General features: G+C 59.6%; 22 protein-coding genes and 1 tRNA gene. 10 read left to right on the plus strand and 13 right to left on the minus strand.

The window, feature by feature from the left end; all coding sequences use genetic code 11:
• Positions 1–10 precede the first annotated feature (10 nt).
• Positions 11–1,126 carry a sn-glycerol-3-phosphate import ATP-binding protein UgpC gene (locus tag PR017_RS05990; RefSeq protein WP_111220740.1) on the plus strand — a complete coding sequence of 372 codons (1,116 nt, stop codon included), beginning with the start codon at positions 11–13 and terminating at the stop codon, positions 1,124–1,126.
• A 145-nt stretch (positions 1,127–1,271) separates the two neighbouring features.
• Here the strand turns inward: PR017_RS05990 and PR017_RS05995 are convergent, their stop codons facing one another.
• The 3 genes from PR017_RS05995 to PR017_RS06005 form a co-directional block, all read right to left on the minus strand.
• Positions 1,272–2,186, minus strand: a complete 915-nt coding sequence (locus PR017_RS05995; RefSeq protein WP_111220741.1) for an ABC transporter permease subunit — start codon at positions 2,184–2,186, stop codon at positions 1,272–1,274.
• A gap of 7 nt (positions 2,187–2,193) precedes the next feature.
• Entirely contained in the window at positions 2,194–3,078 is an 885-nt protein-coding gene (locus PR017_RS06000; RefSeq protein WP_111220742.1) for a carbohydrate ABC transporter permease, read from the minus strand.
• A 95-nt stretch (positions 3,079–3,173) separates the two neighbouring features.
• Complete coding sequence (locus tag PR017_RS06005) at positions 3,174–4,532, minus strand: extracellular solute-binding protein (RefSeq protein WP_111220823.1); 1,359 nt, start codon at positions 4,530–4,532, stop codon at positions 3,174–3,176.
• 347 nt (positions 4,533–4,879) lie between these two features.
• Here PR017_RS06005 and PR017_RS06010 point away from each other — a divergent pair, with 347 nt between their 5' ends.
• The gene (locus tag PR017_RS06010) at positions 4,880–5,074 is read left to right on the plus strand and encodes a hypothetical protein (RefSeq protein ID WP_133255599.1); all 195 of its coding nucleotides are present in this window, start codon (positions 4,880–4,882) and stop codon (positions 5,072–5,074) included.
• A 96-nt stretch (positions 5,075–5,170) separates the two neighbouring features.
• Here the strand turns inward: PR017_RS06010 and PR017_RS06015 are convergent.
• Positions 5,171–5,949, minus strand: a protein-coding gene (locus tag PR017_RS06015) for an IS5 family transposase (protein WP_425070025.1) whose coding sequence is annotated in 2 segments (ribosomal slippage) — positions 5,171–5,607 and positions 5,607–5,949 — 780 coding nt in all. Because the reading frame shifts where the segments join, the coding sequence is not laid out codon by codon here.
• Between the two features lie 100 nt (positions 5,950–6,049).
• Here PR017_RS06015 and PR017_RS06020 point away from each other — a divergent pair.
• From PR017_RS06020 to PR017_RS06040, 5 genes are all read left to right on the plus strand, one after another.
• Positions 6,050–6,325: a hypothetical protein gene (locus tag PR017_RS06020; protein ID WP_111215468.1), complete on the plus strand. Its 276-nt coding sequence runs from the start codon at positions 6,050–6,052 to the stop codon at positions 6,323–6,325.
• Positions 6,326–6,457: 132 nt separating this feature from the next.
• The gene (locus PR017_RS06025; protein WP_111215470.1) at positions 6,458–7,144 is read left to right on the plus strand and encodes a thermonuclease family protein; all 687 of its coding nucleotides are present in this window, start codon (positions 6,458–6,460) and stop codon (positions 7,142–7,144) included.
• Between the two features lie 185 nt (positions 7,145–7,329).
• Positions 7,330–8,985, plus strand: a complete 1,656-nt coding sequence (locus tag PR017_RS06030; RefSeq protein ID WP_206423096.1) for a phosphoethanolamine transferase — start codon at positions 7,330–7,332, stop codon at positions 8,983–8,985.
• A 182-nt stretch (positions 8,986–9,167) separates the two neighbouring features.
• Positions 9,168–9,473, plus strand: a complete 306-nt coding sequence (locus tag PR017_RS06035; protein ID WP_111215474.1) for an ETC complex I subunit — start codon at positions 9,168–9,170, stop codon at positions 9,471–9,473.
• A gap of 50 nt (positions 9,474–9,523) precedes the next feature.
• A tRNA-Arg gene (locus PR017_RS06040) sits at positions 9,524–9,600 on the plus strand.
• 23 nt (positions 9,601–9,623) lie between these two features.
• On the opposite strand, the gene PR017_RS06045 is transcribed toward PR017_RS06040, so the two are convergent.
• The 3 genes from PR017_RS06045 to PR017_RS06055 all read right to left on the minus strand — a co-directional run bounded on the left by PR017_RS06045 (position 9,624) and on the right by PR017_RS06055 (position 12,267).
• Positions 9,624–10,166 carry a PAS domain-containing protein gene (locus tag PR017_RS06045; RefSeq protein WP_111215476.1) on the minus strand — a complete coding sequence of 181 codons (543 nt, stop codon included), beginning with the start codon at positions 10,164–10,166 and terminating at the stop codon, positions 9,624–9,626.
• Between the two features lie 187 nt (positions 10,167–10,353).
• The gene (locus tag PR017_RS06050) at positions 10,354–11,241 is read right to left on the minus strand and encodes a cation diffusion facilitator family transporter (RefSeq protein WP_111215477.1); all 888 of its coding nucleotides are present in this window, start codon (positions 11,239–11,241) and stop codon (positions 10,354–10,356) included.
• 351 nt (positions 11,242–11,592) lie between these two features.
• On the minus strand, positions 11,593–12,267 hold the full coding sequence (locus tag PR017_RS06055) for a cysteine hydrolase family protein (RefSeq protein ID WP_111215479.1): 675 nt from the start codon (positions 12,265–12,267) through the stop codon (positions 11,593–11,595).
• 268 nt (positions 12,268–12,535) lie between these two features.
• Here PR017_RS06055 and PR017_RS06060 point away from each other — a divergent pair, with 268 nt between their 5' ends.
• Both PR017_RS06060 and PR017_RS06065 read left to right on the plus strand, forming a co-directional pair.
• Positions 12,536–14,437: a potassium transporter Kup gene (locus tag PR017_RS06060; RefSeq protein ID WP_111215481.1), complete on the plus strand. Its 1,902-nt coding sequence runs from the start codon at positions 12,536–12,538 to the stop codon at positions 14,435–14,437.
• Positions 14,438–14,564: 127 nt separating this feature from the next.
• Complete coding sequence (locus PR017_RS06065; RefSeq protein WP_240538804.1) at positions 14,565–16,697, plus strand: mechanosensitive ion channel family protein; 2,133 nt, start codon at positions 14,565–14,567, stop codon at positions 16,695–16,697.
• A gap of 97 nt (positions 16,698–16,794) precedes the next feature.
• Here the strand turns inward: PR017_RS06065 and PR017_RS06070 are convergent, their stop codons facing one another.
• From PR017_RS06070 to PR017_RS06085, 4 genes are all read right to left on the minus strand, one after another.
• On the minus strand, positions 16,795–17,568 hold the full coding sequence (locus PR017_RS06070) for an amino acid ABC transporter ATP-binding protein (protein ID WP_111215483.1): 774 nt from the start codon (positions 17,566–17,568) through the stop codon (positions 16,795–16,797).
• 17 nt (positions 17,569–17,585) lie between these two features.
• Entirely contained in the window at positions 17,586–18,740 is a 1,155-nt protein-coding gene (locus tag PR017_RS06075; RefSeq protein WP_111215485.1) for an amino acid ABC transporter permease, read from the minus strand.
• 1 nt (position 18,741) lies between these two features.
• Positions 18,742–19,935, minus strand: a complete 1,194-nt coding sequence (locus PR017_RS06080) for an amino acid ABC transporter permease (RefSeq protein WP_111215487.1) — start codon at positions 19,933–19,935, stop codon at positions 18,742–18,744.
• Between the two features lie 93 nt (positions 19,936–20,028).
• Complete coding sequence (locus PR017_RS06085) at positions 20,029–21,057, minus strand: amino acid ABC transporter substrate-binding protein (protein ID WP_111215489.1); 1,029 nt, start codon at positions 21,055–21,057, stop codon at positions 20,029–20,031.
• A 367-nt stretch (positions 21,058–21,424) separates the two neighbouring features.
• Here PR017_RS06085 and PR017_RS06090 point away from each other — a divergent pair, with 367 nt between their 5' ends.
• Positions 21,425–22,615, plus strand: coding sequence for a cystathionine beta-lyase (locus tag PR017_RS06090; protein ID WP_111215491.1), 1,191 nt, complete (start codon positions 21,425–21,427; stop codon positions 22,613–22,615).
• On the opposite strand, the gene PR017_RS06095 is transcribed toward PR017_RS06090, so the two are convergent.
• Positions 22,616–23,776, minus strand: a complete 1,161-nt coding sequence (locus tag PR017_RS06095; protein WP_111215493.1) for an FAD-dependent monooxygenase — start codon at positions 23,774–23,776, stop codon at positions 22,616–22,618.
• Between the two features lie 22 nt (positions 23,777–23,798).
• Entirely contained in the window at positions 23,799–24,044 is a 246-nt protein-coding gene (locus tag PR017_RS06100) for a zinc-finger domain-containing protein (RefSeq protein ID WP_111215494.1), read from the minus strand.
• Positions 24,045–24,047: the final 3 nt, after the last annotated feature.

Below are 24,047 nucleotides of genomic sequence, written 5' to 3' on the forward strand. Positions count from 1 at the left end.
GGAGTGTAGCATGGCAGAAATCCGCATCGAACAGGTCCGCAAGGCCTATGGCAGCAACAAGGTTGTTCACGGCGTGGATCTGAATTTTCGTTCCGGTGAGTTTGTCGTCATCCTCGGGCCGTCCGGTTGCGGAAAGTCCACCCTCCTCAGGATGATCGCAGGCCTCGAGGATATCACCAGCGGCGAGATCGTCATCGATGATGTGGTCGTCAACCAGCTGGAGCCCCGCGAGCGCGGCTGCGCCATGGTGTTCCAGAACTATGCGCTATATCCGCACATGAATGTCGCTGCCAACATGGGCTACGCGCTCAAGGTTGCCGGCGTGCCGAAAGAAGAACGCGACCGCCGGATCAAGGAAACGGCCCGCATCGTCGGCCTCGAGGATTTCCTCGACCGCAAGCCAGCCGAGCTCTCCGGCGGCCAGCGCCAGCGAGTTGCCATGGGCCGCGCCATCATCCGCGAGCCGAAAGTCTTCCTGTTCGACGAGCCGCTGTCCAACCTCGATGCCAAGCTGCGCGTCCAGATGCGCGTCGAGATCCGCCGCCTGCACAAGCGCCTGTCGGCCACCTCGGTTTTCGTGACCCACGATCAGGTCGAGGCGATGACGCTCGCCGACAAGCTGGTGGTGATGTACAAGGGTAATGTCGAGCAGGTCGGAACGCCTCTGGAAGTCTATAACAAGCCGCGCACCCGTTTCGTCGGCTCGTTCATCGGTTCACCCGCAATGAACTTTCTTGAGGGCTCGTTCGCCGCGGACGGCACGCACTTCATTTTCGACGGCATTCCGATCCCGGTCGATCAAGCCATCGGCAAGGCCAACGCCGGCCGCGCTGCAGCACTCGGCATTCGTCCTGAGCACGCCTACATGGTGCCGGTAGGGACGCCCGGCAGCATCCCGGCGACCGTCGATTTCGTCGAGGAGCTCGGTGCCGGTCGCGTCATCCACTCCGACATCAACGGCTCGAACTTCGCGCTCAGCATTTCCGACCATGTCACCAGCGAAACTGGCCAGCCGATCGCACTGCACCTTCCTGCCGAGCACATTCACCTGTTCTCCAACGAAACCGACCTGCGTCTCGACCTGGCCGAAACAGCGCCGGTGCGGAAGCTGGAACTGGTTTCCTGATCTGACGTGAATTTATCAAGATGGTCTATCTAATGCCGTTGGAGCCGTACTCCAGCGGCATTTTCATGAGCAGTTGCGGGCCGGGAACGAAAATGGCGGGCACGAGGCCCGCCATCATATTGGTCTCGGTCAATAGGAAGTGGGCTTACTTCTCCGTGGAGATCAACCCGCGCACGAACCAGCGCTGCATCAGGACGACGACAATCATCGGCGGCAGCATCATGATCAGCGTTCCGGCCATGGCGATATTCCATTCCGGTATGCCGCCGAAGTTCGGAATCAGCTTCTGCAGCGCGGTGCCGACGACGTAGCGATGGGGATCGGTCGTCACCAGCAGCGGCCAGAGATATTGGTTCCACGCCCAAAGGAACATGATCGTTCCGAGCGCCGCCATGTTGGTGCGCGACAACGGCATCAGGATATCGATGAAGAACCGCACCGGGCCCGCACCGTCCATGCGGGCCGCTTCCGTTAACTCGTCCGGTATCGTCAGGAAGAACTGGCGGTACAGGAAGGTGCCGGTGGCGGTCGCGACAAGCGGCAGGATCAGGCCCGGATAGGAGTTAAGCAGGCCGAAGTTCATCTTGAGCTCGACGCCGGTGACGGTCTGGATGAGCCAGGTCACGCCGGTAACGTCCAATATGGTCTGGTACGGCGAAAGCACGTCGGCGGCTACGGCGTAGGTCGGGACGATACGGACTTCGAGCGGCAGCATGAGCGTTATGAAGATCATCCAGAACATCACATTGCGGCCTGGAAAACGAAAATAGACTATCGAGAAGGCAGTCAGTGCCGAAACGAGAACCTTGGCGGCGGCAACGCCAACGGCAACGATCATGCTGTTTAGCAGAACTGAGCCAAGGTTGGCGTTGACCCAAGCGGTCTTGATGTTGACCCAGAAATCATTGCCCGGAATCAAAGACATCGGTGTCTGGTTGACATCGGCCAGATTATGGGTCGACGCGATTATGACCATGGCAAAGGGCGCTGCGGCCACGACGAATCCTAAAAACAGGATCAGGTGGGTGAAGAAGTCCAATAGGGGGGTACGTTCGACCATGGTTGCCTCAGCGGTAGTGCACGCGCCGCTCGATGAAGCGGAACTGGAAAATGGTAAGCACAATGATCAGGGCCATCAGTATGATGCTCTGGGCCGCCGCGCCGGAAAAATCGAGGCCTTTGAAGCCATCGGAATAGATCTTGTAGACCATCAGGTTCGTTGAGTTTGCTGGACCTCCCGATGTCATGATGTCGATGATGCCGAACGAATCCTGGAAGCTCTCAGTGATGTTGATGACGAGCAGGAAAAAGATCGTTGGTGTGATCAGCGGAAACTGAATGTCCTTGAAGCGCCGCATGACGCCTGAACCATCCATGGCGGCAGCTTCAATGAGGGACCGGGGGATGCTCTGGAAGGCGGCGAGGAAAAAGATGAAATTGTAGCCGATGTATTTCCATGAAAACGCAGCGATGATGGATGCCATCGCATCGAAACCATCGAGGCCCGGATCCCAAAGCCCCGGCCACCAATGGTTCACCACGGAAATGATGCCGGCTTCAGGTGCCAGGATGAAGCGGAAGGCGAGGGCAAGCGCGGGCGCGGCAATTCCGTACGGCCAGATGAGCACGACCCTGTAGAACTTCGACCCCCTCAACTGCCTGTCTGTCAGAGCTGCGAGCACGAGACCCACCGTCATCGACAGGCCGGTACTGATTGCCGCAAACACGAGACTGCGGCTGACCGAGTTCCAGTATTCGGCATTGGTGAGGATCGATCTGAAATTGTCGAGTCCGACGAAGATATTGCCGCCGCCCCAGGGCTGCTGCAGCGTCAGCGACCAGAAGACCGCCTGACCCGCCGGCCAATAGAAGAAGGTGAAGATGAGAAGGAGTTGCGGTACCGCGAACAGTACACCGATGGTCGACTTGTTGAATGTTGTTCGCTTTTCCATGACTTTTTCCGGCAGGCATCGGGCTCGAAGAACCGTGTTTCATGATAAAAAGCGCCGTCCAAGGTTGGACGGCGCCGATTTGCGAGCATTCGGTATCAGGGCAGGGTCTTGCCCTTGTAGGTCTGTTCGAAGCGTTCGAGGTTGGCGTCGCCGTTCTTGACGAGGTTGTCGATGCCTTCCTTGACGCTGACCTTGTTGGAGAAGATCGCCTGCATCTGGGTGCCGAATTCAGCGCGGATCTGCGTGAAGTTGCCGAGGCGGATGCCGCGGGTGATCGACGTCGGCTCGGAGGCCGTCAAACTGGCGATGGCGACTTCGCGGCCCTTGTAGGGTGCCTTGTCGTAGAAGCCGGTGGACTTCATGTAATCGAAGCCCGACTTGGTAACGGGGATATAGCCGGTATTGGTCGACCAGAAGAGAGCGGTCTTCGGATCGTGGATGAAGTTGAGGAAGGCTGCTGCGGCCTTGTACTCATCCTTGGACTTGCCCTGCAGAACCCAGAGCGAAGCGCCGCCCACGAGCGAGTTCTTGCGCTCGGTGCCGGCATAGACCGGAAGTTCGGCAACGTCCCAGGCCATGCCGGCCTTCTGGGTCTTACCGACCGTGCCGTGATCGCCGACCGACGTCATGATCATCTGGCAATCGCCGGATGCGAAGGCCTGGACCATGTCCTGACCAAGATCCTTGTTCTTGATCTTGATGAGACCCTGATCATACCAGCTCTTGAGGTCGGTGACGTACTTGACAAACAGGGTCTTGTTGACCGTCAGGCGGGCGTCGAGGCCGTCATAACCGTTGTTCTTGGTTGCGATCGGCTGGTTATGGATAGCAGAGAACTGCTCCATCAACTGCCAGCTCTCGTTGTTCGAGATGTTGATGGCCATCGGGCATTCGTAGCCGGCGGTCTTCAGCGCCTTCATGTCGTCGGCGGCTTCTTCCCAGGTCTTCGGCGCTTCCGTCTTGCCGATCTTGGCAAAGGAATCCTTGTTCCAGTAGAGGAGTGCAGTCGAGGAGTTGAAGGGGAAGGACAGCAATTCGCCCTTGGACGTTGCGTAATAGCGCGCGATGCCCGGGAAATAGTCGTTCCAGTCGATCTTGTAGCCGTTCTCTTCCATCAGCTTGCCGGCAGGATAATACGCGCCCGACAGCATCATCGATGCCGTGCCGGCGTCATAAACCTGCACGACGGCCGGCTGCTTGCCGGCGCGGAAGGCAGCAATGGTGTTCTGCAGCGTGGCGTCGTAGTTGCCCTGGCTGACGCAGGCGACTTCGTAATCCTTCTGCGAATCGTTGAAGTTCTTGCACATCTGCTCGACGACGCGTTGCAGGTCGCCCGATAGGCCGAACCAGAAGTCGAACTTGACCGGCGCAGCGGCAGCCGGCAGAGCGAGCGACAGGCCGATCGCCGCAGCGCCAGCAGCCGTCAGGCAGCGCTTCACGCCCGGCAGACCCATATAATGATTGAGTTTGAACATAATCCCTATTTCCTTTTGATCGACAAGGCTGCAGGCCCCACGCAGCCCTTGGCAGCGGCTTTATAGACACGCTGTGTGACAGTTTATTGCGGGCAGATGTTGCGGCGCGAAATGGTTCTGGACAGGTTGTGTCGCACCGCGGGAGAGCCGACACGAGGCGACCGGGGAGCGCGAAAAATGACAAGGCATGATCGAATGCAGGGATCATCCGCCGGCCATTGACCCTCAGCTGCCTGGCAGGAACTTTTTCGTGATCTCTGGAATAAGAAGGAACCCTTTGTAACGCCGTGCCGTTATGGGGTTGTGAATTCCAAATGAGGTCCAAAATGCGCAATTTTATTCTTGCTTCCGCAGTCGCACTGGCTGTAACTCTTTCGTCGGGCGTAGCCGCTCGTGCCGACGACATGTCAATGCGTCACAATATGCACGGCATGCACCAGAAGCATTGCATGATGAAGACCGTGAAGCACCGCGACCGCCACGGTCACATGGTCATGAAGAAGATGCGCGTCTGCCGCTAACAGACAGCAGCAAATTTGATAGAAGCCCGGTTGATGAAAGTCAGCCGGGTTTTTTGCGGGATGGGATGCGGTCCGTGACAGGATGCGCCATCCGCACTAGGCCACGGACTCATTAGTTGAGGCGATCCATATCCTCGTCGCGACAAGCTTGAGGGCGGCCATGTAATTATCAGCGCGCCGGTCGTATCGCGTCGCGAGGCCTCGCATCTGCTTGATACGGTTGAAGAACCGTTCCACGAGATTGCGCTGACGGTAGACCCAGCGGTTGAAGCTGAATGTCTGCTTTCGATTGGCCTTTGCAGGGATATTCGCCCAGCACTTGCGTTGCTTGGCAAAGTTACGAATTGCGTCGGTGTCATATGCCTTGTCGGCGAGGATCGTCGCGCCGGGCCGCAGGTCGCTCAACAGCTTTTCAGCCATCGGTGCATCGGCGGCTTGGCCGGCGGTGAGTTCAAGCCGAACCGGTCTGCCATCTGCATCGACAAGAGCGTGGATCTTTGTCGTCAGGCCGCCGCGCGAACGTCCCATGCAAGGATCGGCAGATCCCCCTTTTTAGCGTTGGCACCATGCTGGTGAACGCGAACACAAGAACTGTCGATCATCACGATGTCTCCATCGTAACGCTTTGAAACGGCGTCCAGAAGACGATCCCAGACGCCCGCCTTGCGCCATCGGGAGAACCGATTGTAAAGCGTCGTGCGCGGGCCATAACGCTCCGGCACATCTCGCCAAGACGAACCAGTCCTGAAACGCCACAGGATGCCGTTGATCACCCGGCGGTCATCGACACGTTCAATTCCACGGCTATTGTTCGGCAAAAGAGGTGCAATGATAGCCCATTCTTCGTCGCTCAATTCATGACGGCGCATGGCAATCTCCTTTCAAGGAGATTGAATCACACACCGTCAATAAGATGAACCCCGTTTATGGGGACACTGCCTAGGATAGCGCACTAGTATTTTAGGGAAAACCGACATGATGAATGTCCGCCAGATCGCCACCGCCGCAGTCTTGGGTGCCTCCACTTTATTCATGACCGTCGCGCCGGCGGTCTCTATGCCGCTTTCTGCTGTCACTTCGGTGGAGACCGGCACCCCAGATGTCATTAAGGTCAGGAACCGCAGTCATCACCATGATCGCCACCGCCGCGACCACCGCTTCCACGGCCGCGACGACTACTATGACAACAACGACCAGAGCGGTGTCCTCTTCAAATCGTTCGTAACCGGCACTTTGTTTCACGCCCGCTAGTCAAAAGCCTGTCGCCCGCGATTCCCAAAGTGTGCGAGATCTTCGATCTCGGTCAGCCTGTTTCCATCCCGACGCCAACCTTTCGGAAAGGGTTGGCTGGGATAATGCCGCTCGCGAGTGAAGGAGCGGACAATGGCACAAAGGCGCAGCACGCGGAAACCAGCCCGCAGGACGGCCAAAAAGAAAAGCGGCGGCGGCGGAAGTGTTCTGCCATGGTTGGCCGTCGCGACAGTTTTGGCGATTGTCGGATATGATCACTGGCAGTCCATTAAGCCCGAATTGACCACCTTGGCGAAGGGCACCGTCGCGGCACCCGTGGTAGCCGCTCTCCCGTCACCAGTGGCCCGGCCGCAGGCTCCGGCCGCCCGTGCCGCCGACAATAGCCCGGTTCCGCCCGCGCCCATTCCCGTCGCCATGCCCATTCCGACACCGAGCCCGCAGCCGGCATCCGCCTTGTCTGCGGCTTCCGTCTCCGAAAGCTTCGGCCTTTGCGGTCAGGGCACCCATATCAACTGCGTCTTCGACGGCAGCACGTTCTGGGTCCGCGGCACGAGGATCCGAATTGCCGATATCGACACGCCGACGCTCGGCCCCTCGCGTTGTGTCGAGGAGGAGCGGCGCGCCAATGCCGCCAAGCTGCGTCTTCTCTCGCTCCTCAACGCCGGCCCGTTTACGCTCCAGCCGGCATCGTCTACCGCGGAGCCTTTGGGCACAACGCAGCGTCGCGTCCTGCGTGCCGGCCAGTCCTTCGGGGATACCCTGGTGCGCGAGGGCCTTGCCCACCGTCGCATGGACCGCCCCGTTTCCTGGTGCGCCTGACCTTCAGACGGCAGGCAAACCTTGTCCAGAGACAGGGCGGGCGCTCCATTACTGTGCACGTACCGCCTGTTCAGGTAGCTGTCAGGAAACTCACCTAAGTGCCGCCGCTTTTGTGGGGTTTAGGGCAGTACCGATTCCGGGCGGCTTGCAGAAGTCGTTCCTGTCTTTCCATCTGGAGAAGATTATTGACCGATCATGCCGGCGGGGGCGGGCGCCATTCATTCCGTCCACGAGTAGGCAGCGTCACGCTTTGCCTGTTGACGAGCCTCTACATCGTCCTTTTCACCAACTACACATTCTGGACACGGGCTCACACTTACCTCTCCAGCGATCCGACCGCCTTCGCGGCTTTTGTCGTCGGCGTCTGCGCGCTGATATCGGCCGTGATGATCATTCCCTCGGCAAAGTACCTGATCAAGCCGGCGCTCGTCTTCTTCGTGCTGGTCGCCTCGGTATCGTCCTGGTTCACCGACCAGTTCGGAACGATCATCGATCGCGAGATGATCCGCAATGCGGCGGTGACGACCACAGCCGAGGCGGGGCACCTGATCACGGTAGGCTTTGCCACCCATGTGATCCTGACCGGCATCCTGCCGTCGCTTTTCATCATCTGGGTGCGGATCCTGCATAGGCCGTTCCTCAGCAAGCTCGGCTACAATCTCGCAGTCATTGCACCGTGCCTTGCCATATTCGTGGTGGCCGGCCTTAGCTTTTCGCGCACCTACGCCGCCGTCGGCCGCAAGAACCCGGATCTCGTCCTGACGCTCAACCCCTTCGTGCCGATCGTCAGCGCCGTCAAATATGTCGTCGGCACGGAACGCGACCGCAACATCGTTGCCGCCCCGATCGGCACGGACGCGCACCGGACTGCGCCAGGCCAGAAACCGCGTGTCACGATCATCGTCGCCGGCGAGACGGCGAGGGCGCAGAATTTCTCGCTGGGAGGCTACACACGCGATACCAATCCGGAATTGAAGAAGCAGGATATCGTCTATTTCCCCAACACGACGAGCTGCGGTACTGCGACGGCAACCTCGATCCCGTGCATGTTTTCCATCTACTCCCGCGCCGAGTACAGCCACCGCAAGGGACTGGAAACCCAGAACCTGCTGGATGTGCTTTCCTATGCCAAGGTCAACGTCACCTGGCTGGACAACGACACCGGCGCCTATGGCGTCGCCGACCGCGTGCCCTACACCTTCCTGCCGAAGGCCGCCGATCCGCGCTTCTGCAAGGACGGCGAATGCCTGGATGCCATCCTCCTCGACAAGCTCGACGACTACCTCGCCAACGCCAAGCAGGACAGCGTTCTGGTGCTCCACCAGCTGGGAAGCCACGGCCCTGCCTACTACCTGCGCTACCCCGAGAATTTCAGGCGCTTCACCCCGGATTGCCGCGCTGCCGAGTTCGGCAAATGCAAGCCCGAGGAGGTCGTCAACGCCTACGATAATTCCATCCTCTATACCGACCACATCGTCTCGGAAGTGATCAACAGGCTGAAGGCGCATCAGGGCAACGTGGCGGGCGCGATGATCTACATCTCCGACCATGGGGAATCGCTCGGCGAAAACGGCCTCTATCTCCATGGCGCACCCTATGTCATCGCTCCGGCGGAGCAGACGCGCGTGCCGTTTCTCGTCTGGCTGGCTGGCGATCTGCAGGCGTCCGCCGGCTTCGACATGGCTTGCCTTTCGGCAAGGGCAACGGCTTCCTACTCACACGACAACTTCTTTCACAGCGTGCTCGGCCTGATGGACATCGGCACCAAGGTCTATGACCCCGCCCTCGACATCTTCGCTAGCTGCCGGAAAAAGGTGGCTGGGGCTTCAAGTCCGGGATAGCGGCGGCGCAGCCACAAAGGGCCAGCGCGGGCGCGTCGCAGCCTTCGCCTTTTTGCTTGAAAACAGAGGGATTCGCGGTTAAGCAAAAGCCCAATGCTCCAGCCGCGGACAGTGTTTGCGATATCGTCTGCGGAACATGGACAGCAACGGCGGGAAATCCGCTCTTTCGGAGGCGAGCAGCGATGTCTGCAAAGATCTATCGTCCGGCGAAGACCGCGATGCAATCCGGCAAGGCCAAGACCCACAGCTGGGTTTTGGAGTTTGACCAGGAAAGCCCGCGAAAGATCGATCCGATCATGGGCTACACCTCGTCCGACGACATGCGCCAGCAACTGAAGCTTTCATTCGAAAGCCAGGAGCAGGCAGAGGCCTACGCAACCCGCAACGGCATCGAGTATCGGGTGATCCCACCGAAGGAAACCGTCCGCCAGACTGTTTCCTACACCGACAATTTTCGCTTCAATCGCAACCAGCCTTGGACGCACTGACCCACCAGGCTCCCTTCGCCACGCTGCCAACTCAATGCAGCAAAACATCCGGCCCCTTAGCTCAGCTGGATAGAGCACCTGCCTTCTAAGCAGGTGGTCGCTGGTTCGAATCCAGCAGGGGTCACCATTTCTTTTCAGGATACAAGAGACCTAATGCCGCGTGACAACGGCGGTCATCGGAACCGCCTCCGGTAGCGTCAGGCTGGCGACGGCCAGTTCCAGCAGTTGGCTGACGGGGTGGTTGTTGGCGCTTTCAGCGGCGTTCTGGGCGGTCTGGCACAGCCGCAAAAGTGCGGTGGACGGACAGTCGGGTGTTGCATTGCTCACCGGGAATATCATGCCGGCGTATTGGGATGGTGTGCCTGCGGGATCGCGAAAGCATTGGCCGTATTCCATGACGCGCGTCGCTTTTCCTTCGCCGTCGATAAGCCGGTAGGTTTGCTGATAGGGGCTGCCACTGATGATTGCCTCGTGGATTGCCCTCGCGACGGCGCCTCGATCGTCCGCGTGCACCTTTTCGATAAACCGTTCTATCGGCAGGCCGCATCTGACACGATCGGGTGGCAGGTCGAATAATTGTGCAACGCTGGCGCTGGCCATGACCGTGTTGGTCGCGAGGTTCCAGGAGTAAGTTCCCGCTTCACGGGTCGGCAATTCTCTTTTGGATGGTTCGAAATACAGTCTGCTCATCATGCCCCCGACACTGCAGTCTCTAAGAATCAATATCTTAGATACAATTTATGGGCGAAGTTTCGCGATATACAAGACGTTCGAATATTCTAATTTAAAAAATATCAAATTTAGCGTTTTGTGGGAACATCCGGGCATCCTCGGAAGCGGATTTCCGGCTTCGAGTGCCGGAGTGCAATGTCGCCAGGCCTCAGATGACGATTACGCCTGTGTGCTTCGCCTTGTCTTCCGGCTCGACATGGATCGTCGTGATGGCGCCTGCGACGGCCTGCTTGAGGGCGGTCTCGATCCTGTCGCAAATGGTATGGGCGTCGCCGACGGTCATGGCGGTCGGGACGACGAGGTGAAAGTCGATGAATGTCACGCGGCCGGCATGCCGGGTTCGCAGCGCGTGCGCCTCGAGAGCGTCGCTGGCATTGGCGGAAATTACGCCGCGGATCAGCGCTAGTTCTTCGGGTGGGGCGGCTTCGTCGAGCAGGCCGCTGGCGCTTTCGCGAATGACGCCCCATCCGCTCCACAGCACATGCAGCGCCACCAGCGCGGCAATGATCGCGTCGAACTGGATGATGCCGGTGAAGATCACCAGCACCACGCCTATGAGTACGCCGAGCGAGGTGACGACATCGGCCATCAGATGCTTGCCATCGGCGACCAGGGAGGCCGACCGGTGGAGCTTTCCCTGGTTTATGAGGACGTAGCTCCAGCCGATATTGAGGATCGTGGCGGCGGTGCTGACGATCATGCCGGTCCAGGGTGCATCGATCGGCTTCGGGGCGATGAAGCCATGATAGGCTTCGTTGAGAATGGCAATGGCGGCGCCGACGATCATTGTCCCGACCACCACGGCAGAGAGATATTCAGCCTTGTGGTGACCGTAGGGATGCTGCTCGTCCGGCGGCACTGCGGCTGCTTTGATCGCGAAGATAACGGCCATCGCGGTGACGACGTTGATGATGCTCTCCAGCGCGTCGGAGAACAGCGCGACGCTGCCGGTGATCCAGAACGCAGCATATTTAATGGCCAGCACGACGATGCTGACAACGAAACTGCCGAGTGCGATTTTCAGTGACCGGTCCATCAATTCCTACTCCGCCGGCAGCGCAATCCGGTCGTTGATGTGACCGGTGCCCTGACAAAAGACGAAAAGCTCTATGAAAAACAACGGAAGATGCACTGCGCGCCGATGCGCGAGCGTCATACTGTGTTCCTGAAAAGCAATCCCCTGAGCCGAGAGATAAGAAAAGCGCCATCGGCTGTCAAGCCGCTAAAATGGCTTTTATCTAGTAATAAGAATGACTTGCAGGTAGATTGTGCGAATGGGAATGAGTTGCATTAAGCATGCAGCAACTCTTGCCGTCTGCAGGGTGCGTGGCGTCACACCCTATCGAGGCTTGGTCGGGACGGGCGCTGCTTCCAGCGCCCTCCACATTCAGAACGAGATCATGTCGATCGTCGTCAGCGTCGTCTTGGCCGCGACGCCCGGTGCGTGTGTCATGTGCCACGCGACATATTGTTCGGCGTAGAGTTCGGTCGACGACATGCCGTCGACGGGCAGGATGATGTTCATGCCATGGAACGCGGCATCGCTCGCGGTCGCAAGCACGGCTCCTTCGGACGCCGTACCGGTGACGATGACATTCTTGATCCCCTTGGCTGCCAAGATCTTGTCGAGGTCGGTGTTGACGAACTTGTCCGGGCCGGATTTGACGATGGCCTCGCCATCCCCAGGCGCGAGAACGGTGGCAATGTCGGCCTTGGTGCCGGCACCAGCGAGGCTGTAGACGACGAGCACGCCCTTGGCGCGTGCTTCGGACAAGAGCTTGGCAACCTTCGGGAGCGACTCCAGGCACCGGGGTTTGGTCTTGCTGTTGCATGGGCCCTTGGTCGGATCCTGGGCGCCATTGAAATCGAGAAGCAGCAACGCCGTCGTTGGCAGATCGACCTTCACCGCCTTGAGTTCGGGTGGAGCCGGTACCTTGACGTCTTTCCAGGTATCGATGATCGTCTGCGCCGACGCCACGCCGGATATGGCGACGTTACAGGCCAGCGCCGCAGCGATCATGGCCAGTGTTGTGGTTTTGCGTAATGTCTTCGATTTCGTCATTTTTGCTTCTCCCGGAGCGGTTATCGCCGCTACTTTGAACAAGGATGATCGGAATGTAACGAAAACTATACGTGAACGGGGTATTTCTGCACTTTGTCGGGTGGAACGAGAGACAAGCTTGCTGCAAAGCTGGACGGTAATGCTAGGGTCGGGCATTCGAAAGAATCGCCGGCCGTAAAACACCGGTTGTCTTCGGCACATTTGATCGCCATATGCGTTGCCTCACCATCAGCTTCGATGAATAGGGCTCTGAAGGGCCGGAGATACGATGACAGCCGTGCCGCGCGATACCTCCGCACCTGCAAAGGGTTTGCCGAGCATCCTGTTTCCGATGATCGGTTCCATCGGTGTCGTCTATGGCGATATCGGCACCAGCCCGCTCTACGCTTTTCGTGAGGCACTACGCCCCTTTGTCGACGACGGGGTGACGCGCGGCGAGATCCTTGGCCTCGTGTCGCTGATGCTCTGGACGCTGACGGTCATCGTGACGTTCAAATATGTTCTTTTCTTGCTGCGCGCCGACAATGACGGCGAGGGCGGCACACTCTCCCTGCTTGCTTTGCTCGCGAAGAAATCGAGCCGCTACAAGAATGGCCTGCTGTTTGCAGCGCTGATCGGCACCGCCCTGTTCATCGGCGACGCGATGATTACGCCGGCCCTTTCGGTGCTGTCTGCCGTCGAGGGGCTGAAGCTGGTGACCCCGGTGTTCTCGACCTATGTGGTACCGATCGCCGTCGTCATCATGATCATGCTGTTTGCCATCCAGTCGCGCGGCACGGCCACAGTCTCGCGCTTTTTCGGTCCCATCACCCTTCTATGGTTCCTGGTGATCGCTCTCGGTGGCCTGTCGCATATCATCGAGTCCCCCTCCATTCTGACCGCGCTCAACCCGATCCATGCCGTCCGCTTCATCGCCCATGCCGGCACCGTGGGGCTTGTCGTGCTCGGCGCCGTGTTCCTGACGGTGACGGGTGCTGAAGCGCTCTACGCTGATCTCGGGCACTTCGGCCGCAAGCCGATCCAGGCTGCCTGGTTTTTTGTTGTCTTTCCGTCGCTGGCATTGAATTATCTCGGGCAGGGCGCATTGGTTTTGCATGACCGCGCTGCGGCCGCCAATCCGTTCTTCCTGATGTTTCCGGACTGGGCGCTGCTGCCGGTCGTTATCCTCGCTACCTGCGCAACCATCATTGCCAGCCAGGCTGTCATCACCGGTGCTTTCTCGCTTGCTCGCCAGGCAATCCACCTCGGCTTGCTGCCGCGCCTCGAAATATGTTTCACTTCGGAGACCAACACCGGGCAGATCTACCTTCCGACCGTCAACGCGATCCTGCTGATCGGCGTGCTGAGCCTGATCTTCCTGTTCCGCAGTTCGGACTCCCTCGCCACCGCCTACGGCATCTCGGTAACCGGCGCCATGGTAGTGACGACCATCCTCTCCATTCAGTTTGTGCGTCTTTTCTGGAAGTGGTCGCTGGTAACGGCACTTGTCGTCCTGCTGCCGTTGCTGGCCCTCGAATGCATCTTCCTCGCCGCAAACCTGCTGAAGATCACCGAAGGCGGCTACATTCCCGTGCTGATTGCCGGCGCGCTCATCGTGATGATGTGGACCTGGCGAAAGGGCACCGGCCTGTTGAAGCTGAAGGCAGCCCGCAACGACGTGCCACTGACTCAATTCATCGGATCCATCGAGCGAAAGAGCAACCACGCGCCTGTTTCCGTGCCCGGCACCGCCGTGTTTCTCACCAGCTTCCCGGATCTTACACCGAATGTGCTGCTCCATAACCTGAAGCACAACCATGCCCTTCACAACCAGAATATCATCCTGACGATCAAGACCATTCCTCGGCCGATGGTTCCGGAAGGCGAGCGCTACATCATCGAATCGCTGTCGAAGCGGTTCATCAAGATGGAACTGCGCTTCGGGTTTATGGAGACGCAGAATGTGTCAAAGGCCCTGAGCCTTTGTCGCAAGGACGGCTTTAAGTTCGACATCATGACGACCTCGTTCTACATCGGTCGCCGCAAGCTGGTGGGAAGCCCGACTTCGGGCATGCCACTGTGGCAGGACCGCCTCTTCATCCGCATGGCGGGCCTCGCGATCGATCCTTCCGATCACTTTCACCTGCCCAACAATCGCGTGGTCGAGATTGGCGAGCAGGTCATCATCTAGGACCTGCCTCTCAGACCATCTGGCATATCGAGGAAGCAGAAATTGCTGCTTTTTTCGCTCCCGAAACGGTGACATGGTTGCATTGACACGATGCAACTTCGCTCGACCTCGGGAGGATCTTCTGCCCATGCCGTTTGCCAAAATGTTTTACCGTCTTTGGAAAATGGCAGCGGTGGTCGCCTTGCTGTTGCTGGCGGGTACGCTGGCGCATGCCCAGCAGGCCGCCCCCGTGGCTGCTGGCCAGCAGAAGATCGACCAGCTTGTCAAGCTGCTCGACGACCCCGAGGTTCGCGCTCTGCTCGCCCAGAGGCCTTCCGGCACGGCGACTGCGATGATGCCCAACATGTCTGCCTCCGCACTGACGACGCTGCTCAACGGCGTCCAGGGGCACCTTCTCGCGGTCCGGGAGGCAATCCCGCTGGTTCCCGGCGAATTCTCCCGGGCCGGGACGACGATCATGGCAGGGATCGACAACCGGAGCGCAACGCACGTCTTTTTGCTGTTCCTGCTGCTGGTGGCGCTTGGACTTGCTGCCGAGTTCGGTTTCAGTCTTCTCGTAGGCCACCTCCACGCCGGACGTTCCGCCATCCTCGGAAATTCGACACCTGTAGGGAGCATCCACACGCTCGGCCGCCACCTGTTTGGCGAACTCGCGCCTCTGGTGATCTTCGCCATCGCCAGCGTGGGCATGTTCCTGATGGTGACCTGGCCGCCACTGCTGCTGGACCTGATCGTGCCGACCCTGCTGGGACTGATCGCCGCCCGTCTGGTGATACGTCTCTGCCGAGTGGTGTTGGTGCCCTCAGCCGCGAAGTCGGCTACGACACAGGTCCGCCTTATCCCGATGGAAGACGCGGCGGCGCAGTTCTGGTTCTCGCGCGTCGTCGTGTTCACGCTGACGTTCTTCGTTGGGTGGGCGGCGGAAGGCATCATGGGCGCGCTCGGCTTTCTTCCACCAGTACGGGCTGCCGTCGGATATGCCATCGGCGTCGGGCTGCTGGCCATTGCCATCGAGATCGTCTGGCGCCGGCCGCGACCGATCGATCGTCCCCGCCACCAAGGGGTATTCCACTGGCTGGAAACATTCTGGCTTTGCGTCATCTGGGCGCTATGGGTGGCAGGGCTGGATGTGATGATGCTGCTCTGTACCTACGTTATTGTGGTGCCTGCGGCGCTGCGGATATCTTCGGGGATAGTTCGAAGCGCCTTTGCGACGCAAGGCAGCCCTGGAGGAGCGGATAGCCCCGTCTACCAGGTCGTGGTCGAGCGCGGCCTGAGGGCTGCGATCATCGCGGTGGCAATTCTGTGGCTCACCATGATCGTCAGCCTGCAAACAAGCGCGATGGTGGAAAATGCGCAAGTCGCAGGTATCATTCGCGGCGCCCTGACGGGCATCGTCATCCTTCTGGCGGCCGACATTGTCTGGCAGATCGCCAAGGCGCTGATCAACCACCGCCTCGCCTTTGCGCGTGCCCACGAAGGCAACGACGCCGAAGTTGCCCGCAGCGGCAGGCTGCTGACGTTGCTTCCCATCTTTCGAAACTTCCTGGCGATGCTCATCATCGCCATTTCCGCCATGATGGTTCTCTCCGCACTCGGCATCGAGGTCGGGCCGCTCATCGCCGGCGCTGGTATCTTCGGGGTTGCGATAGGCTTTGGATCGCAGACGCTGGTGAAGGACATCATCAGCGGCATATTCTACATGACGGACGACGCATTCCGGGTCGGAGAATACATCCAGAGCGGCACCTACAAGGGCACCGTCGAATCCTTCAGCCTGCGGTCGGTCAGGCTACGCCACCACCGGGGCCCGATCTTCACCGTGCCCTTCGGTGTGCTCGGTGCGGTCGAGAACATGTCGCGCGACTGGGTCATCGACAAATTCCTGATCTCGGTCAGCTACGAGACGGATGTCGGCCTGGTCAAAAAGCTGGTGAAAGGTATCGGCTCGGAACTACTCGAAGATCCGGAGCTGGGACCAAAGATCATAGAGACCCTCAAGATGAAGGGTGTAGAGCAGTTCGGGGACTACGGTATTAACCTGAGCTTCGCGGTCATGGCAAAGCCCGGCGAGCAGTCGATGATCCGGCGTCGCGCACTGGCGCTGATCCGCGAGGCCTTTACCGCCAACGGCATCGAATTCGCCTCGCCGACAGTCCGTGTCGGTAATGACGAGCGGGCAGCTGAGGCCGTTGCCGCACTGACCTCGAACAATAACGCTCTCGCCCAGAAGAAGCTTGCGGGCGAAGCGGCGCAGTAAGCGAGCCTCGCGTCAGACAACAAACATCCAACCGACATGAAAAAGGCCCGGCGTCGAACTGAACGACACCGGGCCATTTCTGTGAACGTGTCAACGATCAGTGCAGGATCTGGCTGAGGAACAGCTTGGTGCGCTCATGCTGCGGATTGTCGAAGAATTCGGCGGGCGAGTTCTGCTCGACGATCTGTCCCTGGTCCATGAAGATGACGCGGTTCGCCACCTGGCGGGCAAAGCCCATTTCGTGGGTGACGCAAAGCATCGTCATGCCTTCCTCCGCAAGGCCGACCATGGTGTCGAGCACTTCCTTGATCATTTCCGGATCGAGTGCCGAGGTCGGCTCGTCGAACAACATGATTTTTGGGTTCATGCAGAGCGAACGGGCGATAGCGACGCGCTGCTGCTGGCCGCCCGATAGCTGGCCGGGGTACTTCTTGGCCTGGTCGGGGATCTTGACGCGGGTGAGGAAGTGCATGGCAACTTCCTCGGCCTGCTTCTTCGGCATCTTGCGCACCCAGATCGGCGCCAGCGTGCAGTTCTCGAGGATCGTCAGGTGCGGGAAGAGATTGAAGTGCTGGAACACCATGCCGACTTCGCGACGCACTTCATCGATCTTCTTCAGGTCGTTGGTAAGCTCGACGCCGTCGACGAGAATATTGCCCTTCTGGTGCTCTTCCAGCCGGTTGATGCAACGGATCATCGTCGACTTGCCGGAGCCCGACGGGCCCGCGATGACGATGCGCTCGCCGCGCATGACCTTCAGGTTGATATCGCGCAGTACGTGGAAATCGCCGTACCACTTGTTCATGTTGATGATTTCGACCGCAACGTCGGTCGTCGAGACTTCCAGTTTTTTCAATTGAGCTTCAGCCATGATCCATTCCCTCGATCTTATTTCCTGTGGCCAGTGTCTAGGTGGCGTTCCATGAAGTACGAATATCGCGACATGCCGAAGCAGAACAGCCAGAAAACGAAGCCGGCAAATATCAACCCGGTCAGCGGTGTCACCGGTGTCAGCCATCGGGAGTCGCCGAAGCTGGCTTTGACGATGCCCAGCAGGTCATACATGTTGATGATCGACACCAGTGAGGTGTCCTTGAACATTCCGATAAACGTGTTGACGATGCCCGGAACGACCAGCTTGATCGCCTGCGGCATGATGATGAAAGTCATCTTCTGAAAATAGTTCAGCCCGAGCGAATCCGCACCTTCGTACTGTCCCTTCGGGATGGCCTGAAGACCGCCGCGAATGACTTCCGCCATGTAGGCCGATGCAAAGATTGACACGCCAACGAGCGCCCGCAGGAATTTGTCGATATTCGTGCCGGGAGTAAGGAACAGCGGCAGCAGCACGCTGGCCATGAACAGCACGGTAATCAGCGGTACGCCACGCACCAGTTCGATGAAGCCGATGCAGGCACCCCGGAGGATCGGCATGTCCGATCGCCGCCCGAGGGCGAGCACGATCCCGAAGGGCAGCGATACGACGATGCCGACGAAGGACAGGATCAGCGTCACCATCAGGCCCCCCCAGAGGGACGTCTCCACATGGGTCAGGCCGAACCAGCCGCCGAGAAGCAGGACGAAGGCGAGAATTGGCAAGCCGGCCAGAAGGAGCGCTGCATTCCAGACCTTGGCCGGTGCGGATGGTATCAGGAATGGAACCAGCAGCGCGACGAACAGGACGGCGATCAGGATCGGCCGCCAGAGCTGGTCGCGGGGGTAGGAGCCCACCATGAATGCCGTGAACCAGTCGCCGACATAGGCCCAGCAGGCGCCGCTCCAGCCATCCGGCCGAATGCCACCCTGGCTGATGGTAGCGCAAAACGTCCTGTCTTTACCGACCCAGACGGCGTTGATGAACAGGAACTCCACGACCGAAAGCAGGAACCAGATGGTGATCACCGCCACCACGACGCTGAGGATGGCATCCTTGGGCGTAGCAAAAAGATTGTGCTTGGCCCAGCCGCGAACTGTCTTGTCACTGAGCGGAGCCGCTTCCGGGGCAATGAGTTTTTCTCGAAGAAAAGCGATCTGAACGGCCATCTTAGCGCTCCACCAATGCCATACGGGCGTTGAACCAGTTCATGAACAGCGACGTGATCAGGCTCAGCGAAACATAGATCGCCATCCAGATGCCGATGATCTCGATCGAGTGGCCGGACTGGTTGAGGATCGTCCCGCCCACGGCCACGAGGTCTGCATAGCCGATGGCGACGGCCAGCGACGAATTCTTCGTCAGGTTCAGGTATTGCGACGTCAGCGGTGGAATGATGATCCGCAATGCCTGCGGCAGGACGACAAGCCGCGTCGTCAGGCCGGGGCGGATCCCCAGGGCATGGGCTGCTTCCGATTGCCCCTTTGAGACGCCGCGGATGCCGGAGCGCACGATTTCGGCGATGAATGCGGCGGTGTAGAACGACAGGGCCATGTAGAGCGACAGGAATTCGGGTCCGACCACCGTGCCGCCGTTCATGTTGAACTTGCCGAGCACCGGGATATCGAACGTCACCGGGAAACCGGCGATGGCAAAAGCGACTAACGGAAGACCTATGATCAAGGCGAGATTGACGAGAAGAACCGGCGGACGCTTGCCGGTCGCCAGCTGGCGCTTGTTGGCCCAGCGGGTATAGATGAGGGCGCCGACAATGCCCACGGCGCAGGCCACCGGGACAGTCCATATGCCGGCGCCGAAGATTGGTGCGGGCATGTAGACGCCGCGATTGCTGACATAGACGGACAGCGGCAGCGACATGGCTTTCTTCACATCCGGCAGCAGCGAAAGCACGCCCTTGTACCAGAAGAAGATGACGAGAAGCGGCGGGATGTTGCGGAAAATCTCGACATAGACCGTCGACAGTTTCGCGATCAGCCAGTTGTTCGACAGGCGACCCATGCCGACCAGCAATCCGATGATCGTTGCGGTCACAATCCCCCAGGCGGCTACGATGAGCGTGTTGATCAGGCCGAGGGTGAGGGCGCGCAGGTAGGTCGAGTCACTCGAATACTGGATCGGCGTCTGCGCGATATCGAAGCCGGCGCGGCCGTTAAGGAAGGTGAGGCTCGCCTTCATGTTGGCTTTTTCGAGGTTCTGCGCGGCATTCGAACTCGCGTACCAGACCAGCCAGACAATGAAGATTACGGTCAGCGCCTGGTAGATGAACTGGCGCAGTTTCGGGTTGTAAAGCAAAGAGCTCCACGAACGACGGCTGCCGTTCCCCTCTGCGGCTGCAACGGCCATGCATTATCCCCTTATATCCACTCGCCCTTTCTGGGCGTTATAGTTCGACTGCGGGAACCAAGCATGGGCTCCCGCAGCGTGGTCAGTCGGTGATTAGCGGATCGGCGGCGAGTACTGCAGGCCGCCCTTGTTCCAGAGAGCGTTGAGGCCGCGCTTGATCTTCAGCGGGCTACCTTCGCCGACGTTGCGTTCGAACACTTCGCCGTAGTTGCCGACGAGCTTGACGATGTTGTAAGCCCACTTCTCGTCAAGTCCGAGATCCTTGCCGATCGTCTCGTCTTTTTCCTGGCCGAGGAAGCGCTTGATGTCCGGATTTTCGGACTTTGCCATTTCATCAACATTTGCCTGAGTGATGCCAAACTCTTCAGCGGAAACCATGGCGTAGTGGGCAAAGGAAACCACGTCGAACCACTTGGAGTCGTTCTGGCGAACGGCCGGGCCGAGCGGCTCCTTGGAAATGATTTCCGGAAGGACGATGTTGTCGTCGGGATTGGCGAGCGACAGGCGGATCGAGTACAGGCCCGACTGGTCTGTTGTGTAGACGTCGCAACGGCCGGACGAATAGGCGGCGTCGACTTCTTCCTGCTTCTCGAACACGACAGGCTTGTATTCGAGCTTGTTGGCCTTGAAGTAGTCGGCGAGGTTGAGTTCGGTCGTCGTGCCGGACTGGACGCAGACGGCAGCGCCCGACAGTTCGAGAGCAGATTTCACGCCGATTGCCTTGTGGACCATGAAGCCCTGGCCGTCATAGTAGTTGACCGCACGGAAATCGAAGCCGAGCTGGCTGTCACGGCTGGCGCTCCAGGTCGTGTTACGGGCAAGAATGTCGATTTCGCCTGACTGAAGCGCCGGGAAGCGATCCTTGGCCGAAAGCGGGGTGTACTTGACCTTGGAAACGTCGCCGAAGACGGCGGCTGCAACTGCCTTGCAGAGGTCGACGTCGAGACCGGACCATTTGCCAGACGAATCCTGCGCGCCGAAGCCAGCCAGGTTCGAGCCGTTGACACCGCACTGCACGAAGCCCTTCTTCTTGACATCGTCAAGCGTGCCAGCGTGCGAATAGGATGCACCAAGGACGAAGATCGCCGCGCCGACCGCACCTGTCAGAATCTTGCTGCTCATTGTTTTCCCAACCTTTGTTGTTCTCTTGTTATATTTGAACCTCTTCACGCGTTGGCACAACTTTTCGTTGGTGACGTTGGTTTGCCCCCCGGCGTGAGTGCCGACATCACAATCGCAAATTCGGTCACGGTCAACCCTCGGTCACGATAAACATGATTTCCGAAAGTGTTTTCTCGGTTTTTGACCGGACAATGAGCGCATGCATAATGAATGGGCTTGGGCTGCGAATTAAATAGTCAGATCCTCGCGGCGGTTGCAAAGGGCAGGTTGCGTTGGCCTGTCGGACCGGCTTGCCCGCGAGGCTTGACGACATCGTTTTCGCCAGCCACAAGTCAGGCTCTCCGATAGGCCCGAGGCAGTTATTAAGATGATCGAAAACAAGAGTTTCCTGCAAAACGCCGGCATCAATACGCGTTTGTCGCATGCTGGGCCGAAGCCTTCCGACTACTACGGTTTCGTCAACCCGCCGGTTGTCCACGCATCGACTGTGCTGTTTCCCAATGCCCGTGCGATGGAGACCCGCGAACAGAAGTATACCTACGGCACACGCGGGACGCCGACGACGGATGCGCTCTGCGAGGCAATCGATGAGCTCGAGGGCTCGGCAGGGACCATTATTGTGCCCTCCGGCCTTGCTGCCATTACGGTTCCGTTTCTGGCGTTCCTTTCGGCCGGCGACCACGCCCTGATCGTCGATTCCGTTTATACCCCGACCCGCAACTTCTGCGAGACGATGCTGAAGCGCCTAGGGGTGGCGGTGGATTACTACGACCCGCTGGTCGGCGCCGGTATCGAGCAGTTGATCAAGCCGAATACTCGGCTGGTGCACACGGAAGCGCCGGGCTCGAACACCTTTGAGATGCAGGATATCTCGGCGATCGCAGCCGTCGCCCACAGCCACGGTTGCGTCGTGACGATGGACAATACGTGGGCCACGCCACTCTATTTCAAGCCCCTCGACCATGGCGTCGACATCTCGATCCACGCCGCGACCAAGTATCCCGCTGGCCATTCGGATGTGCTCATGGGCACCGTCTCGGCGAATGCGGCCCATTGGCAGCAGCTGCACGACGCCCGGATCGCGCTTGGCATCTGCGGCGCCCCTGACGATGCCTACCAGGTGCTGCGCGGGCTTAGAACGATGGGTATCCGCCTCGAGCGGCACCAGCAGAGCGCGCTGGCGCTCGCAGAATGGCTGGAGAGCCGGGAGGATGTCGCGCGCGTGCTGCATCCGGCGCTGCCGAGCTTTCCGGGCCACGATCTCTGGAAGCGCGACTTTACGGGTTCGAGCGGCATCTTCTCGATCGTGCTCGCCGTCGACACGCCGGACATGTTCCGGGCCAAGGCGCATGCCTTCCTCGACGCCCTATCGATCTTCGGCCTCGGCTATTCCTGGGGTGGGTTCGAAAGCCTTGCCGTTCACGTCAACCTCGGTGACCGGCGGATCTGCAAGGCACCCAAGGAGGGTCCGGTGCTGCGCCTGCAGATCGGGCTCGAGGATGTTGCCGACGTCAAGGCCGACATCGAGAGAGGCCTTGCTGCGGCAGCGGCCGTCTGATCAGCCGATGGCGCGGTAGTCAAAGATCCAGTCTAGATCCGCCGCAAGGGTTTGCGGCGGGCGCAGCGAAAGGACCAGGTCACGACCAAGCCGGATCGGTCCCCGCGCATGGTAGGCAAAGCGGTTGAAGGCGGCGCGTTTGCGCAGCCGGGCAATCCGCGGCTCGCGCCTCGCCTCGAACGCGACCAGCGCTTCCGCCAACCGCTGACGGCTGACAGTCCCGGCAAGTTCGAAGGCATCCTCGATCGCCATGGCTGCCCCCTGCGCGGCAAACGGCATCATCGCATGAGCGGCGTCGCCGATCAGCACTGTGTCACGGTCGTTGTGCCAGCGTCCCGCGCCAACCTCATAGAGCGGCCACACCGTGGGATCCTCCTGCCGATCGAGCAGATCAGACAGGTCACTGTTCCAGCCGGCAAAATGCTGGCGCAACAGCGTGCGCTGCGCAGGACTCGCGGCGGCGCTCCAATCGTTCCCGACGCCACCGCCGGCGCAGATCGCCACGAAGTTGAAGGCTGACGCCTCTTTCAGCGGATAACAGACGAGATGTGCGGCGGGCCCCAGATAGGCGGTCACGCTGGTACGATCGAGACTTGCCGGGGCTTCGGCCTCTGGGACCATGAAGCGCCAGGCGATGTTGCCGGAAAATCTCGGGTTGCCGCTGCCAGCCACGCTGCTGCGCACCTTAGACCAGACACCGTCGGCGCCAACGATCAGCTCCGGCTTCCGTCCGCCTGGCCACAGGGCATCCGGTGCCGAGGCATCGAAGCCTGCGCCGAAATGCAGGCGACAGAGCGGATTGGCTTGCACGGCCCGCAACAGGACGCCTTGCAGGGTTGCGCGGTGCAGGGCGCCGTAGGGTGCGCCCCAGCGGAGGCGCGCAAAGCCACCGCTCGGCACGGCAGCGATCTGGTGTAGCGAGCGTCCGGAAACGAGGCGGATGGCCTCCGGCTCGAGCCACAAGTCGGCAAGCTCGCCGAGCAGGCCGAGTTCATCGAGGATCCGCGATGCGTTCGGCGATATCTGCAGGCCGGCGCCGACCTCAGTCAGCGTCTCGGACCTCTCGAAAATATCTGATTCGATCCCGTGCCGGGCAAAAGACAGCGCTGTGGTCAGCCCGGCGATGCCGGCACCGATGATCGCGACGTTTCTCAAGGGCATTGGAGCGTCCGCTCCGGTTGGGTCAAGCGGCCCTGAACTCGAAGACACAGCCAGTCGGATTGGTCTGATCGGCTTTCAGCGAGGCGTTATAGCGATAAAGGGTCGAGCAATAGGAGCAGACTTTTTCGTTATCGTCGCCCATGTCGATGAAGATATGCGGATGGTCGAAGGGGGAGGACGCGCCGGTGCACATGAACTCCTTGACGCCGATCTCGATCACCCGATGGCCGCCGTCGTTCTGGAAATGCGGAATATTATGGCCGGCCATGCG

Source organism: Rhizobium tumorigenes (assembly GCF_003240565.2).
GTDB lineage: Bacteria > Pseudomonadota > Alphaproteobacteria > Rhizobiales > Rhizobiaceae > Rhizobium > Rhizobium tumorigenes.

What these genes read in the sequence shown, in the direction of transcription:
- PR017_RS06000 (WP_111220742.1), bottom strand. Translation starts at nt 3,078, where the DNA reads ATGGAAAAGCGAACAACATTCAACAAGTCGACCATCGGTGTACTGTTC.
- PR017_RS06055 (WP_111215479.1), bottom strand. Translation starts at nt 12,267, where the DNA reads ATGACGAAATCGAAGACATTACGCAAAACCACAACACTGGCCATGATC.
- PR017_RS06095 (WP_111215493.1), bottom strand. Translation starts at nt 23,776, where the DNA reads ATGCCCTTGAGAAACGTCGCGATCATCGGTGCCGGCATCGCCGGGCTG.
- PR017_RS06070 (WP_111215483.1), bottom strand. Translation starts at nt 17,568, where the DNA reads ATGGCTGAAGCTCAATTGAAAAAACTGGAAGTCTCGACGACCGACGTT.
- PR017_RS06080 (WP_111215487.1), bottom strand. Translation starts at nt 19,935, where the DNA reads ATGGCCGTTGCAGCCGCAGAGGGGAACGGCAGCCGTCGTTCGTGGAGC.
- PR017_RS06075 (WP_111215485.1), bottom strand. Translation starts at nt 18,740, where the DNA reads ATGGCCGTTCAGATCGCTTTTCTTCGAGAAAAACTCATTGCCCCGGAA.
- PR017_RS06045 (WP_111215476.1), bottom strand. Translation starts at nt 10,166, where the DNA reads ATGATGAGCAGACTGTATTTCGAACCATCCAAAAGAGAATTGCCGACC.
- PR017_RS06010 (WP_133255599.1), top strand. Translation starts at nt 4,880, where the DNA reads ATGCGCAATTTTATTCTTGCTTCCGCAGTCGCACTGGCTGTAACTCTT.
- PR017_RS06025 (WP_111215470.1), top strand. Translation starts at nt 6,458, where the DNA reads ATGGCACAAAGGCGCAGCACGCGGAAACCAGCCCGCAGGACGGCCAAA.
- PR017_RS06100 (WP_111215494.1), bottom strand. Translation starts at nt 24,044, where the DNA reads ATGGCCGGCCATAATATTCCGCATTTCCAGAACGACGGCGGCCATCGG.
- PR017_RS06085 (WP_111215489.1), bottom strand. Translation starts at nt 21,057, where the DNA reads ATGAGCAGCAAGATTCTGACAGGTGCGGTCGGCGCGGCGATCTTCGTC.
- PR017_RS05995 (WP_111220741.1), bottom strand. Translation starts at nt 2,186, where the DNA reads ATGGTCGAACGTACCCCCCTATTGGACTTCTTCACCCACCTGATCCTG.
- PR017_RS06060 (WP_111215481.1), top strand. Translation starts at nt 12,536, where the DNA reads ATGACAGCCGTGCCGCGCGATACCTCCGCACCTGCAAAGGGTTTGCCG.
- PR017_RS05990 (WP_111220740.1), top strand. Translation starts at nt 11, where the DNA reads ATGGCAGAAATCCGCATCGAACAGGTCCGCAAGGCCTATGGCAGCAAC.
- PR017_RS06065 (WP_240538804.1), top strand. Translation starts at nt 14,565, where the DNA reads ATGCCGTTTGCCAAAATGTTTTACCGTCTTTGGAAAATGGCAGCGGTG.
- PR017_RS06050 (WP_111215477.1), bottom strand. Translation starts at nt 11,241, where the DNA reads ATGGACCGGTCACTGAAAATCGCACTCGGCAGTTTCGTTGTCAGCATC.
- PR017_RS06090 (WP_111215491.1), top strand. Translation starts at nt 21,425, where the DNA reads ATGATCGAAAACAAGAGTTTCCTGCAAAACGCCGGCATCAATACGCGT.
- PR017_RS06035 (WP_111215474.1), top strand. Translation starts at nt 9,168, where the DNA reads ATGTCTGCAAAGATCTATCGTCCGGCGAAGACCGCGATGCAATCCGGC.
- PR017_RS06005 (WP_111220823.1), bottom strand. Translation starts at nt 4,532, where the DNA reads ATGGGTCTGCCGGGCGTGAAGCGCTGCCTGACGGCTGCTGGCGCTGCG.
- PR017_RS06020 (WP_111215468.1), top strand. Translation starts at nt 6,050, where the DNA reads ATGATGAATGTCCGCCAGATCGCCACCGCCGCAGTCTTGGGTGCCTCC.